Annotated in this window: 12 protein-coding genes; 10 read left to right on the top strand and 2 right to left on the bottom strand. The window is 32.6% G+C overall.

Annotation, left to right across the window (positions count from 1 at the left end; all coding sequences use genetic code 11):
- Positions 1–253 precede the first annotated feature (253 nt).
- The 4 genes from eno (at position 254) to ctlX (ending at position 4,978) form a co-directional block, all read left to right on the top strand.
- On the top strand, positions 254–1,546 hold the full coding sequence (gene eno / locus T410_RS01590) for a phosphopyruvate hydratase (RefSeq protein ID WP_035668081.1): 1,293 nt from the start codon (positions 254–256) through the stop codon (positions 1,544–1,546).
- 157 nt (positions 1,547–1,703) lie between these two features.
- Positions 1,704–2,987 (top strand): citrate synthase, encoded by a 1,284-nt coding sequence (locus tag T410_RS01585; RefSeq protein WP_035668079.1) that lies wholly within the window; start codon positions 1,704–1,706, stop codon positions 2,985–2,987.
- Between the two features lie 65 nt (positions 2,988–3,052).
- Positions 3,053–3,967 carry a dimethylarginine dimethylaminohydrolase family protein gene (locus T410_RS01580; RefSeq protein ID WP_035668077.1) on the top strand — a complete coding sequence of 305 codons (915 nt, stop codon included), beginning with the start codon at positions 3,053–3,055 and terminating at the stop codon, positions 3,965–3,967.
- Between the two features lie 75 nt (positions 3,968–4,042).
- Positions 4,043–4,978, top strand: a complete 936-nt coding sequence (gene ctlX, locus T410_RS01575; RefSeq protein ID WP_035668075.1) for a citrulline utilization hydrolase CtlX — start codon at positions 4,043–4,045, stop codon at positions 4,976–4,978.
- A 60-nt stretch (positions 4,979–5,038) separates the two neighbouring features.
- Here ctlX and T410_RS01570 read toward each other — a convergent pair whose 3' ends face one another.
- A complete protein-coding gene (locus tag T410_RS01570; RefSeq protein ID WP_035668073.1) occupies positions 5,039–5,668 on the bottom strand; it encodes a MarC family NAAT transporter in 630 nt (209 codons plus the stop codon).
- Positions 5,669–5,827: 159 nt separating this feature from the next.
- Between T410_RS01570 and T410_RS01565 the strand changes: the two genes are divergently transcribed.
- Positions 5,828–6,193 (top strand): CoA-binding protein, encoded by a 366-nt coding sequence (locus tag T410_RS01565; RefSeq protein WP_035673939.1) that lies wholly within the window; start codon positions 5,828–5,830, stop codon positions 6,191–6,193.
- Between the two features lie 122 nt (positions 6,194–6,315).
- On the opposite strand, the gene T410_RS01560 is transcribed toward T410_RS01565, so the two are convergent.
- On the bottom strand, positions 6,316–7,824 hold the full coding sequence (locus tag T410_RS01560) for a sodium:solute symporter (protein WP_035668071.1): 1,509 nt from the start codon (positions 7,822–7,824) through the stop codon (positions 6,316–6,318).
- A gap of 129 nt (positions 7,825–7,953) precedes the next feature.
- Between T410_RS01560 and recR the strand changes: the two genes are divergently transcribed.
- From recR to T410_RS01535, 5 genes are all read left to right on the top strand, one after another.
- Complete coding sequence (gene recR / locus T410_RS01555; RefSeq protein ID WP_035668070.1) at positions 7,954–8,574, top strand: recombination mediator RecR; 621 nt, start codon at positions 7,954–7,956, stop codon at positions 8,572–8,574.
- 70 nt (positions 8,575–8,644) lie between these two features.
- Complete coding sequence (locus T410_RS01550; protein WP_035668067.1) at positions 8,645–9,436, top strand: polysaccharide biosynthesis/export family protein; 792 nt, start codon at positions 8,645–8,647, stop codon at positions 9,434–9,436.
- Positions 9,437–9,451: 15 nt separating this feature from the next.
- Entirely contained in the window at positions 9,452–11,917 is a 2,466-nt protein-coding gene (locus tag T410_RS01545; protein WP_035668065.1) for a polysaccharide biosynthesis tyrosine autokinase, read from the top strand.
- 27 nt (positions 11,918–11,944) lie between these two features.
- A complete protein-coding gene (locus T410_RS01540) occupies positions 11,945–12,928 on the top strand; it encodes an SDR family oxidoreductase (RefSeq protein ID WP_035668063.1) in 984 nt (327 codons plus the stop codon).
- A 56-nt stretch (positions 12,929–12,984) separates the two neighbouring features.
- Positions 12,985–14,376 (top strand): nucleotide sugar dehydrogenase, encoded by a 1,392-nt coding sequence (locus tag T410_RS01535; RefSeq protein WP_035668061.1) that lies wholly within the window; start codon positions 12,985–12,987, stop codon positions 14,374–14,376.
- The last annotated feature ends 271 nt before the right edge of the window (positions 14,377–14,647 follow it).

Raw genomic sequence — 14,647 nt, 5'->3', positions numbered from 1 at the left:
TAGCTAGGTATTATTTGTTTTATTTTGCAATTTGCATTGCTTATTTTTGGTTAATGTGACGTGGGTTTATTTGTTTTTATTTTTGACGAAATAGAAAAAAATAACAGATAACATAAAAATAAATTCTTAAAACAGCTTAAATGTTTTGTTTGTGAAAAAATTATAACGTTTTCGTTAATAACATTCATTATTTTCATTAAATGATTACAAAAGATAGAATATATTTGTATTTTAAAATTTAAATTTTAGTATTATGAGTATAATTATCAAAATTCACGCAAGACAAATTTTCGATTCAAGAGGAAATCCTACAATTGAAGTAGATGTAATTACAGACAATGGTGTTTTAGGAAGAGCTGCAGTACCATCTGGAGCGTCAACTGGAGAACATGAAGCAGTTGAATTACGTGATGGAGGAAAAGCATTTCTTGGAAAAGGAGTTTTGAATGCTGTGAAAAATGTTAATACCATTATTTCTGAAGAACTTGTTGGAGTTTCAGTTTTCGAACAAAATGTTATTGATCAAATGATGATTGATTTAGATGGTACTCCAAATAAATCTAACTTAGGGGCTAATGCAATTTTAGGGGTTTCTCTTGCTGTAGCAAAAGCTGCTGCTAATGAATTAGGGTTGCCTTTATACAGATATGTAGGTGGTGTTTCTGCTAATACATTGCCAGTTCCAATGATGAATATCATCAATGGTGGTTCTCATTCTGATGCGCCAATCGCATTTCAAGAATTTATGATTTTCCCAGTGAAAGCAAGATCATTTTCACATGCAATGCAAATGGGGACAGAAATTTTTCATAGTTTGAAAAAAGTTTTACACGATAGAGGTCTTTCAACTGCAGTAGGTGATGAAGGTGGTTTTGCACCAAATCTTCCTGGAGGAACTGAAGATGCTTTGGATACAATTAAAAAAGCAGTTGAAACTGCGGGTTATACTTTTGGAGATGAAATCATGATCGCTTTAGATTGTGCTTCTGCTGAGTTTTATGTAAATGGAAAATACGATTATTCTAAATTTGAAGGTGAAACTGGTAAGATTAGATCTTCTGCAGAACAAGTAGATTATTTAGCAGAATTAGTTTCTAAATATCCAATCATTTCTATCGAAGATGGAATGGATGAGAATGACTGGGATGGATGGAAATTACTTACTGATAAAATTGGGGATAAAGTACAATTAGTTGGTGATGATTTATTCGTTACAAATGTGGAGCGTTTGTCAACTGGTATTGAAAAAGGGATTGCTAATTCTATTCTTGTAAAAGTAAACCAAATTGGAACTTTGACTGAGACTATTGCAGCAGTTAACATGGCTAAAAATGCAGGGTATACTTCAGTAATGTCACACCGTTCAGGAGAGACAGAAGACAATACAATTGCAGATTTAGCAGTAGCTTTAAATTGTGGTCAAATTAAAACTGGTTCTGCTTCTCGTTCTGATCGTATGGCTAAATACAATCAATTATTAAGAATTGAAGAAGAATTGGGAAGTACAGCATATTTTCCAGGTTTAAATGCTTTTAAAATAAAATAATTTTAAAATATTCTTTAGGGAAAAGCCATTCATATAAATTGAATGGCTTTTTTTTTGACTTTTAACAATTTCATTGTCGTATTCATTTTTTAATTAATTCGAAATTCCCTAGATTTGGTAAATTATTTATTTTAAAAGTTTTATTTCCAATTATATTATGTCAAAAACAGCAACATTAGAAATAGATGGCAAAAAGTTTGAACTTCCTATTATTGTAGGAACCGAAAATGAAGTAGCTATCGATATTAACAAATTACGTGATTTGTCGGGTGCAATTACTATTGATCCAGGTTACAAAAATTCAGGTTCTTGTAAAAGCGAAATTACTTTCCTTGATGGAGAGCTAGGGATTTTGCGTTATAGAGGGTATTCAATAGAAGATTTAGCTGAAAAGGCAGATTTTTTAGAAGTTTCTTATCTTTTAATTTTTGGAGAATTACCAACTAAAGTTCAGTTGGAGCAATTTGAAAATGATATTAGAAAATATACTTTGGTAAACGAGGAAATGAAAAACATCATTGACGGTTTTCCAAAAACAGCTCATCCGATGGGTGTTTTAGCTGCTTTGACAAGTGCTTTGACTGCATTTAATCCAAAGTCAGTGAATGTTGAAAATGAAAAAGAAATGTACGAGGCAGTTTGTAAAACCATGGGTAAATTCTTGGTAATTGCAACTTGGACTTACAGAAAAAGTATGGGTTATCCTTTGAATTATTATGATAATACAAAAGGATACGTAGAGAATTTCATGCGTTTAATGTTTGAATTGCCAACGGAGCCTTATAAAGCCAGTCCTGTAGTTATTGATGCGTTAGACCGATTGTTTATTCTTCATGCTGACCATGAGCAAAATTGTTCTACTTCGACCGTTAGAATGGTAGGTTCTTCTCATGCTGGATTATTTGCTTCAATATCTGCAGGAGTTTCTGCACTTTGGGGACCATTACATGGTGGTGCTAATCAAGCAGTACTTGAAATGCTGGAAGAAATTCATAAAAATGGTGGTGATGCAGAGAAATATATAGCTAAAGCAAAAGATAAAAATGACCCTTTCCGTTTAATGGGGTTTGGTCATAGAGTATATAAAAATTTCGATCCAAGAGCGAAAATTATTAAAAAAGCAGCAAATGAAGTTTTGGCAACTTTAGGTGTAGAAGATCCAATTCTTGCTATAGCTAAGAAATTGGAAGAAGCAGCTCTAGTAGATGAGTATTTTGTGTCTAGAAAATTATATCCAAATGTTGATTTCTATTCTGGGATTATTTACAGAGCATTAGGTATTCCTACGGATATGTTTACGGTTATGTTTGCAATAGGACGTTTACCAGGTTGGATAGCACAATGGAAAGAAATGCGAGAAAATAAAGAACCTATCGGAAGACCAAGACAGGTATATACTGGCAGTCCTTTGAGAGACTTTGTATCATCTGAGAAAAGATAAATTTCAATTCAAAAAGCTTCACTAATCTGTGAAGCTTTTTTTATATTTGTCAAAATTGAAAATAGATGTTAGAATTAAATATAAAGAATGAAACTTCAAGATTGACCGCTGTAGTTTTAGGTTCAGCGATTAATAATGGCCCCACTCCAAAACAGGAGGAAGCATATGATCCGAAGTCATTAGAACATATTTTAGCAGGTACGTATCCACTAGAGCAGGATATGGTAAATGAAATGGACGCCTTTAATAAAGTGCTCGAAAAATACAATGTGACTGTTTTTCGTCCAGAAATGATAGTCAATTATAATCAAATTTTTACCAGAGACATAGGTTTTGTTATAGATGATATTTTTATTAAATCTAATATATTGCCGGATAGAGAGCGAGAGTTAGATGCGATACAATATGTTATTGATCAAATTGATCCAAAAAAAGTCGTTCGTCCTCCAGAAGAAGTGCATATTGAAGGTGGAGATGTGATTTTGTGGAATGACTATATTTTTATTGGAACTTATAAAGGCAGTGACTACAAAGATTATATTACCGCAAGAACAAACTTACAAGGAGTTCAATACATTAAAGATTTATTTCCAAATAAAATTGTTAAAGAATTCGATTTGGTAAAGTCAAAAATTGAAGCTCGTGATAATGCTTTGCATTTAGACTGTTGTTTTCAGCCTGTTGGGAATGATAAAGGGATTATTTACAAAAGAGGATTTCGTGAAGAAGCAGATTATTTGTTTCTTGTAAATCTTTTTGGAAAGGAAAACCTATTTCACATTACGAGAGACGAAATGTATGCTATGAATTCGAATGTTTTTTCAATAGATACTAATGTTGTAGTTTCTGAAAAAAACTTTACCAGATTAAATAATTGGTTGCGCACCAATGGTTTTATAGTTGAAGAGATCCCATATGCGGAAATTGCAAAGCAAGAAGGATTATTACGATGTTCTACATTACCTTTAATTAGAGATTAAATATTTGTTTAATGTTTAAAGTTTAACGTTGCCCAACATTAAACTTTAAGCTATTAAACTTTAAACTAAAAATATATGAAACAAACAACAAATTCCATATTAATGATTCGTCCGGTTGCATTCCGAATGAATGAACAAACAGCAGTAAATAATTATTACCAAAAAGTATTAGATGGGCTTTTGCCAGCTACGGTAAATGCTAAAGCGGAGCAAGAATTTGATGCTTTTGTGACGAAATTAAGAGCTGTAGGGGTTGATGTTACAGTTGTTGATGATACTTTGAATCCAGATACTCCGGATAGTATTTTTCCAAATAATTGGATTTCCTTTCATGAGAATGGCGATGTGGTGTTGTATCCAATGTTTGCTGAAAATCGTCGCCAGGAACGTCGTGAAGATATTTTAGATATACTAGAAAATGAGGGGTTTGTAGTTAATGATATAATGGATTATACTTCTGCTGAGGAAGATGGCTTTTTCTTAGAAGGAACCGGGAGTTTAGTCTTGGATAGAGCTAATAGCAAAGCATATTGCGCTTTATCTCCCAGAGCTGATGAAGAATTATTTATCGAATTCTGTGAAGATTTTGATTATGCGCCGGTAATTTTTGAAGCTTTTCAAACGGTGAATTCAGAGCGAAAACTGATTTATCATACGAATGTAATGATGTGTGTTGGAGAAACTTTTGCCGTGATTTGTTCGGATTGTATTGATGACAAAAAAGAGCGCAAAATGGTTTTGGATAACCTAAAAGAAAACGGAAAAGAAATTATTCTGATTACAGAAGCTCAAATGAATAATTTTGCAGGAAATATGCTCGAAGTTCGTGGGGCAAATGATAAACGATATTTGGTTATGAGTGCAGCTGCTCATCAAAGTTTAACGCCAAAGCAAATTGGACAACTTGAAAAACATGCTGAAATTTTAAGCTCTAGTTTAGATACTATTGAAGCTTGTGGCGGTGGAAGTGCCAGGTGTATGATGGCGGAGATTTTCTTGCCTAGAAATTAATTTTAAACTAACTCTGATGGGATTAAGAGCCTTGTTAGAGTTGGTTTGTATTGTTTGTTTTTACGTTAGATTTCCTTTAATGATGTTGATAATTGCACTTACAATATATTGAATTCCAATTGCAATTACAATAAAACCAATGATTCTAGAAATAGCAACAATCCCTGAAGCTCCGAGAATTTTTGCTAAATAATGAGCACTTCTAAGAATAATAAAAATAGCAATGGCTATGGCAAGAATGGCTAACGAGGATATAATAATATCGCTTGTTGAGTTGTGTTCTTGATAAAATGCTATAAGTAAAGAAATTGATCCAGGTCCTGCAAGCATAGGAATAGCAAGTGGAGTCAAGGCAATATCATTTCTTTTTTGAGCATCGGTTTCTATTTTTTTGTTAATCCCTCTTTTTTTATTAAATTTCCCTGAAAGCAACGAAAATCCAGAGCTAACAATAATTATTCCCCCAGCTATTCGGAGAGCGTCAATGCTAATTCCAAAAAAAATCAAAACATATTGTCCTATAAAATAAGAAATTATCAGGATGGCAAAAACATTTATTGCCGTCCATAAAGAAATTCTGGAACGTTCTTGTTTGGTGTCATTTTGTGTGAGCCCCACAAATATGGGGACAGTTCCTATAGGGTTTAATACCGAAAAAAGTGCAGCAAAGAGATAGATGAAAAGATCCATGTTTTTCTAATTTAATGCTGTAAAAATACTCTTTTTTTTACGCTATGAAAGCTACAAATGTTAGGATATTGTTTTGATTACTTTTGCAACTAAACCGTATAATTGCTAAACTCATGAACCTTTTTTGATTACTTTTGCAAAAGATAATTACAGAAAATGATAAAAAATAAAAAAACGTTGGTTCTTGGAGCGTCAACAAAACCGGCTAGATATGCTTTTATGGCAATTGAAAAATTGGTCGAAAAAGGGCATTCTGTTCTTGCGATTGGACAAAATGCTGGAGAAGTAGCTGGGATAAAAATCCAAACTAAGGCTATTCCTTTGAAAAATGTCGATACGGTCACTCTTTATCTAAATCCTTTGCGTCAGCGCGATTATTACAATTATATTGTTGAGGCGCAACCCAAACGTGTTATTTTTAACCCAGGTACTGAGAATCCGGAATTCTATCAATTATTAAAATTAAATGATATAAAAGTTGAAGTAGCCTGTACTTTAGTTTTATTGTCAACAAATCAATATTAGTTTTTGGGAACTATTTACTAGGTCAGTTCGCTTGGCTCGTGTCCAGCTGTTCGCTATATCTTTTCAGTCCCGTTAAAAAAAAACGGAATAAGAAAAGGATGCTGCTACCATACGAGCTTAAACTAAAATTGTGTTTCGGAAGTAGCATTCTTGCTGATCAATAACAATCCTGTAAAAGTGATTAGTCCGTTTATTATAATTAGTTCATTGTCAAAAACATATCCAAAAAACAACATTTTCGAATTTTCGCTAATAAGAAAAGTTACTGCAGGAGATAAGAAACAAATTATTGGAACAAATTTATCTTTAACAGTCTTTGACTTTATAAACAATCCAAAACAATACAATCCTAAAAGTGGGCCGTACGTATAGGAAGCTGCCCTGAAAATCATTCCTACTACAGAACTGTCATTGATAGCATTGAAGAAAATAATGACCAGAAACATCAAAAATGAAAAGGCAATATGAACAAAATGCCTGGTTCGGACTATATTTGGTTTATTTAAATTTTCTGCTTTATCCATTCTTAGAAAATCGACACAAAATGAAGTGGTAAGGGCTGTTAAGGCTGAATCGGTTGTGGCAAAGGTTGCAGCTGTCAATCCCAACAGGAAAACAACGGATGGAATTAAAGCCAAATGGTGAAAAGCAATTTCAGGAAAAAGTAAATCGGTTCTGGGTTTTCCAGTGACTAAATCCGATGGTACTTCAATTCCATTTTTATTGGCATAAATATAAAGTAAAGCGCCTACGCTAAGGAAAAAGATATTGATAGCTACAAATATTCCAGTAAAGGTAAACATGTTTTTTTGGGCCTCACCAATATTCTTGCAACTTAAGTTTTTCTGCATTAAATCCTGATCTAAACCTACCATAGCAATGGTTACAAAAATTCCACCCAGAATTTGTTTCGCAAAATGAAATTTATTCGATACAAAATCCTCAAAGAAAAATACTTTAGAATAATTACTGTTTTTCACTTCTTCAAAGGCTTGAAAAATATTGAGGTTTAAGCTTCTGCAAATAAAGAAAATGGTTAAGAAAACAGAAGAAACTAAGAAGAAAGTTTGTAAAGTGTCAGTTATAATTATCGTTTTTAAACCACCACGATATGTATAGGCAAATATCAGTGCCAGCGAAATCAAAACGGTAACAGCAAAAGGAATTTCATAAAAATCAAAAACATACCGTTGTAAGACAATTACAACCAAATACAATCGAAAAGAAGAACCGATTGTTCGGCTTATCAGAAAAATTGTTGCTGCGGTTTTGTAAGAATAAATTCCTAGCCGGTGTTCAATATAGCCATAAATTGAAGTCAAATTCATTCGATAATACAAAGGCAAGAGTACTTTGGCAATAATTATAAAACCAATAGCATTACCCAATACAAACTGAAAATACTTGAATTGCTCTCCGCTTGGAGCGCCTACTTCTCCTGGAACTGAAATAAAAGTCACTCCTGAAAGAGCGGTTCCTATCATTCCAAAGGCAACTAAATACCATTTTGAATTTTTATTGGCTTTAAAAAAAGCGTCGTTTCCGCTGTCTTTTTTGCTTACAGTATGTGAGATATAAAATAAAATACCAAAATAAACGATTATCAATAGTAGAATGGTGCTGGGCGTCATTTGTTGAAATTAAAGTGACTAAAATACGATTTTTTGTTTGATTGTTTGAACGGAATAATTGATTAACTGTTTTATTCGTTTAACTTTTTAACCTATTAAAGAATTAAACAAATTACTACATTTGCATTTATGGAATTTTCTTCAAAACTTATAGAAAAAGCAGTTAACGAAATGTCTCAGTTACCGGGAATAGGTAAACGAACAGCATTAAGATTAGTACTGCATTTATTGAAACAGCCCAAAGAGCAAACTAGTTTTTTGTCCCAAGCTTTGGTTGCTATGCGTGAGGATATTAAGTATTGTAACAGCTGTAATAATATATCCGATAGTGTATTGTGTGAAATTTGTTCAAATAAAAGTAGAAATCATCAAATTATTTGCATCGTAGAAGATATTCGTGATGTAATGGCTATTGAGAATACAGGGCAATTTAGAGGTATTTATCACGTTCTTGGAGGTAAAATTTCTCCTATTGATGGAGTAGGGCCTAGTCAGTTGAATATTATTACGTTAGTCGAGAAGGTGAAATCAGGAAGTGTAAACGAAATCATTTTTGCTTTAAGCTCCACAATGGAGGGTGATACCACTAACTTTTATATTTACAAGCAAATTGCCGATTGTGAAATAGTTATTTCAACAATCGCAAGAGGAATTTCAGTTGGTGATGAATTAGAGTATGCAGATGAAGTTACTTTAGGGAGAAGTATATTGCATAGAGTGCCTTTTGAAAAGTCTTTTAAAAATAATTAATCATTTAATAAATAATCATGCTTTTTAAATTGTAAATGAAAAGCTATATTTGTCGCTAAAAATATTGAAAATGAGCAAATCCGGTCTCTATTTATTACTAATTATTAGTGTGTTGTTTTCTTCCTGTATTTCAACTCGAGATTTAATCTACCTTCAAAAAAAGAATAACTCACAAGAAGACACTTCAATTGCCGTTGTGGAGTCAAAACCATATAGGTTACAAACTAATGATGTTTTGAGTGTTACCATAAAAGCAATTGATCCAAAATTAGTGGCTATTTTTAGTCCAACAACTGAGGGCAGTGTTGGAGCTAAATCAGAAGCAGGGTTGTACTTTGATGGTTTTACCGTTGATGATCATGGTAATATAAGAATTCCTATTTTAGGGGAATTAAATGTCATAGGTTATACATTGGATGAAATTAGAGTCAGAATTGAAAAACAACTGTTAGCGGAATATTTTAATAAACAAGCGAATATTTTTGTGACAGTTAGATTAGCAGGTTTGCGTTATACTATCAATGGAGAAATCGGTGGGCCAGGTACAAAAACATTATTTCAAGATAATGTAACTATTTTGGAAGCTATTGCTAATTCTGGTGATATTACTATTACCGGAAATAGAAAGGCCGTTACTATAATGAGAAAAACACCTACTGGTGTTCAGATGCAGGATTTAGATCTTACTGATATAAATGTGATGAAATCGCCATATTATTACTTGCAACCCAATGATTATATTTATATAAAACCACTCAAACAGAAAACTTGGGGAACTGGAAAAACAGGGATAGAATCGTTAGGCACAATTATAACATTGTTATCACTTGCCACAACTACCTTTTTACTATTAAAAAAATAAAACAACGTTCAAATAATGTTAGATATAAAAGATTTTTCGATTTTTGAAAATCAAGTTAGTTTTGACTTCAAGGGATTCTTAATAAAAATCGGAAGTTATTGGAAGTGGTTTTTACTGAGTTTACTAATCACTTTTACGGTTGCTTACCAAGTTAATATTCGTAAAGAAAAAATTTACGGAATGGAAACACTTATTTCTGTAAAAGAAGAGAGTAATCCTCTGTTTACATCTAATACGAGTTTAGTTTTTAACTGGGGTGGAACTTCAGATCAGGTTCAAACCATTTCAACCACATTACAGTCCAGATCGCATAATGAGTTAGTTGTGGACAAACTACAGTATTATATTAGTTATTTAATTAAAGGTAAATATAATCTTGAAGATGCCTATGGTTCCGTTCCTTTCTATGTAAATATTGATAAATCAAAAGGGCAATTAGCGGGAAATCTTATTGGAATTAAATTTTTGAGTGAAAATGTATATGAAATCAGAATCCCATTTGAAAGTCAAAACGTTTCATTAATAACCTATTCCAATAATTCATATAGTAATACTGCTGTTGCGACTGGTGATTTTGTGAAAAAGTATAAGGTAGGACAACAAGTGTCATTACCTTTTTTGAATTGGAAATTACAAATAAATGATAATCCTGGTTTTTATAAAGGGAAAGAATATTTTGTACAATTTAATGATTTTAATGGAACAGTAGCTTCTTATAGAGGTGTAAGCGTTAAATCAGATGATAAAGGGGGGTCTATAATTACTTTGGGTATGCAAGGAACCAATAAAGCGAGAATGGTCGAGTATTTGAATGCAACTGTCAATATGCTTATAAAAAGGCAATTAGATAGCAAGAATCAGTTTGCGACAAATACAATAGCTTTTATTGATAGTACATTGATTGCCATGGAATCTCAACTAAAGGAAACTGGAAATGAGTTGAAATCTTTTAGAAAAGATAAAAATATATTTGATGTAGAAGATGGAGGCGCCAAGTTTTCAGAAAAAATTCTTGAATTTGATGTTACAAAAGATGAAGTAACGCGTAAAATAGCGTATTATAATTCGTTAAAGTCATACTTGAAAAATAGCGTAGATTATTCGAAACTTCCGGCGCCTTCAGTAGCAGGGATTGAAGATCCAAATATCGTTGCTAATGTTTCGAAATTGATTGCATTGTCTGGACAAAGATCTGAAATGGCATATGCAGTGAAAAGCGATAAAATATTCAAGGATTTTGATAATCAAATGGAGGCGGTTAAAAATGTTTTATTAGAAAATATTGCTACAGCTAAATCCTCTTTACAGTATGATTTAGCCATAGTAAGTAGTAAAATTAATGAAACGGAAGGTACGATAAAAAAGCTTCCTGAAGATCAACAAGAGCTTATCAAGATTAAACGAAAATACGATTTAAGTGATAATATTTACAGCACGTTTCTTCAAAAAAGAAGTGAAGCTGATATTGTGAAAGCTGCAAATTTATCAGATATCCATTTTATTGACCCTGCAAAAGATGTTGGAGGAGGTCTTGTTGGACCCAAAACATCCGTTAATTATGTATTAGCATTATTTCTGGGAATATTGTTTCCGTTACTTTTTGTCTTTGCTGTTTTCTTTGTCAATAATTCAATTCAAAACACAGAGGATATAAGCAAGTCAACGTTAATTCCTTTAATAGGGGTTATTGGGGTAAATAAAGAAAATACTAATTTAGCAGTAAATGAAAAGCCTAAATCAGCTTTATCTGAATCTTTTAGAGCTATTCGTTCGTCACTTCAATTTTTGTATAAACAACAAAATGTAGACGGAGCAAAGACACTCATGATAACATCATCGGTAAGTGGTGAGGGGAAAACATTTTGTTCAATAAATATTGCTACAGTATTTGCTCTTAGCGAGAAAAAAACGGTAGTTATTGGTCTTGATTTAAGAAAACCGAAATTAGCAACTGAATTTAATTTATCTAATGAAGTTGGGATTGTAAATTATCTAATTAAGCAAAAAACAGTTGATGAAATCATAAATCATACCCATATTCCCAATCTGGATGTTGTTCTTTCGGGGCCGGTTCCTCCTAATCCTTCTGAAATGATTATGAGTGAAGGTATGAAAGAATTAATCGAAGAGTTAAAGAAAAAATACGACTATATTATATTAGATACCCCTCCAGTTGGTTTGGTGTCGGATGCGTTGGAATTAGCTCAATATTGTGATGTTACCTTATATATAGTAAGGCAAAATTTTACTAAAAAGGAAATGATAACATTGTTAAACAACAGAGTAAAGCGTGGTGAGTTAAACAATACCAGTATTATTTTAAATGGTTTTGAGAATAAAGCTAAATACGGTGCAGGATATGGTTACGGTTATGGCTATGGTTACGGCTATGGAACGTATTCAAATGGATATCATGAAGAGGATAAACCAAAATCTATATTTAAAAAAGTAGTAGATAAATTTCGTAAAAAAACGACTTAAGAACGTATTTTTAAAAATTAAGAAAAGATGAAAGAAGAGACAAAAAGTACACTTTTAATAACTGGTGGAGCTGGGTTTATAGGGTCTAATCTTTGTGAATATTTTTTATCTAAAGGGCATAGAGTTATTTGTTTTGATAATTTTTCGACTGGATACAGACATAATTTAAAGGACTTCATCAATAATGTTAACTTTCGTTTAATAGAAGGTGATATTCGTAATGCAACTGATTGTCATAATGCAGTAAAAGGTGTCGATTATGTTTTGCATCAGGCTGCTTTGGGTTCTGTACCGCGTTCTATAATTGATCCAATTACTACGAATGAAGTAAATGTTTCGGGTTTTTTGAACATGCTTGTCGCTTCTCGTGATGCCAAGGTAAAACGATTTATTTACGCCGCAAGTTCTTCTACTTATGGGGATTCTATGGGGTTGCCAAAGGTAGAAGAGGTGATTGGAAAACCACTTTCGCCTTATGCAATAACAAAGTATGTTAACGAGCTGTATGCTGAAATATTCAGCAGAACCTATGGTTTGGAAACAATAGGATTGCGTTATTTTAATGTTTTTGGAAGGAAACAAGATCCTAATGGATCTTATGCTGCTGTTATTCCAAAATTTGTAATGCAACTTATGCAATTGGAAAGTCCAAAAATAAATGGTGATGGGAACTTTTCTCGGGATTTCACTTATATTGATAATGTGATTCAAATGAATGAGTTGGCCATGCTTACAAAAAATCCAGATGCTGTAAATACCGTTTATAATACTGCTTATGGGGATAGAAATACATTGAATAATTTAATTGATTATTTAAAGGAATTTTTATCGGTATATGATAAAAGAATTGCTAATGTTACAGTAGAATATGGGCCTAATAGAGTTGGAGATATTCCACATTCTTTAGCAAGCATTGATAAGGCCAAAGCATTATTAGGGTATAATCCACAATATTCTATGCAAGAAGGATTGAAACAAGCTGTAAGTTGGTATTGGGAGAATCTTAAATAAATATTTTTAGAAAAATGTAGTCAATTAAATATATTATAAATTAAAAAAAATATAAAATGAAAATTACAAAAATTTGTTGCATTGGAGCTGGATATGTTGGAGGCCCTACTATGGCAGTAATTGCTCAAAAATGCCCACACATACAAGTAACGGTTGTTGACTTAAACGAAGAAAGAATTGCTGCATGGAATGATGAAAATGTGGATAATATTCCAATTTATGAACCAGGACTTTCTGAAGTTGTTGCTGTGGCAAGAGGGAGAAACTTGTTTTTTTCTACTGATGTAGAAAAAGCGATTGACGAGGCTCAAATTATCTTCATATCCGTAAATACGCCTACTAAAACTTATGGAAAAGGGAAAGGAATGGCAGCTGATTTGAAATATATTGAATTATGTGCGAGACAAATAGCCAGAATATCAAAAGATAATAAAATAGTTGTTGAAAAATCGACTCTTCCGGTAAGAACAGCCGAGGCAATTAAAAGTATCTTGGATAATACCGGAAATGGTGTTCAGTTTCAAATTCTTTCAAATCCTGAGTTTTTGGCTGAAGGAACTGCAGTTCAGGATTTATTGAATCCAGATAGAATATTAATCGGTGGAGATCCTTCTGATGATGGTCAAAAAGCGATACAAGCACTTGTTGACGTTTATTCGAATTGGGTTGCTGCAGATAAAATAGTAACTACTAATGTATGGTCATCAGAATTATCAAAACTGACTGCTAATGCCTTTTTAGCACAACGGATTTCTTCAATTAATGCCATGTCAGAACTTTGTGAAAAAACGGGTGCTGATGTGAATGAAGTTGCCAGAGCTATCGGAATGGATAGCAGAATAGGGTCAAAATTCTTGAAAGCTTCCGTTGGTTTTGGAGGGTCTTGTTTTCAAAAAGACATATTAAACTTGGTTTATATTGCAAAATCCTACGGATTGAATGAAGTCGCTGATTATTGGGAACAAGTAATTATATTGAATGATCATCAAAAAAGACGTTTCTCTAATAATATTGTTCAAACACTTTATAATACGGTTTCTGATAAAAAAATAACTTTTCTGGGTTGGGCTTTCAAAAAAGACACTAATGATACTAGAGAATCAGCAGCTATTTATGTTGCAGATGATTTGATTAATGAAAATGCCAAAATTGCAGTTTATGATCCAAAAGTTTCCAGAAAAAAAGTTCTCGCTGATTTAGATTATTTAGATACTAGAGCTGCTTCAAAGAATGAAACTAGTATACTTTCTTTTGAGAGCCCTTATGAAGCTTGCGCCGGTGCCCACGCAATAGCTATACTTACTGAATGGAATGAATTTGTACAGTATGACTGGCAAAAAATTTATGACTCCATGCAAAAACCAGCATTTGTATTTGATGGAAGAAATATACTGGATGGTCCAACTCTGGAAGCGATTGGTTTTGTTTATCAGTCAATTGGGTCTTAGTCTAATTTTATGTAAAGTATGGATTGCGATTACACAGTTTAATAGTTGTTCTCTAAAATACTAAAGATAACCCGTTGGGTGTAATTAGTTTTTGATGATAATTTTCATCAGTTCGAGGCCTGTTTTTTATTCTAAAAAAGCAATATAAAATCAAGTTATAGCGATTTAGTTGTTCGGGTTAATTTTTTGAAAATGCAAACAGTCTTTTAAGAAAATTTGTATCGAGAATTAGAAAAATCAGTGTTAAAAACGGTTCTCGATACACGTCACT

The organism is Flavobacterium sp. 83 (assembly GCF_000744835.1).
GTDB lineage: Bacteria > Bacteroidota > Bacteroidia > Flavobacteriales > Flavobacteriaceae > Flavobacterium.
Note: the sequence above shows the minus strand (reverse complement) of the source record. Positions and strands in the feature narration are given on the sequence as shown.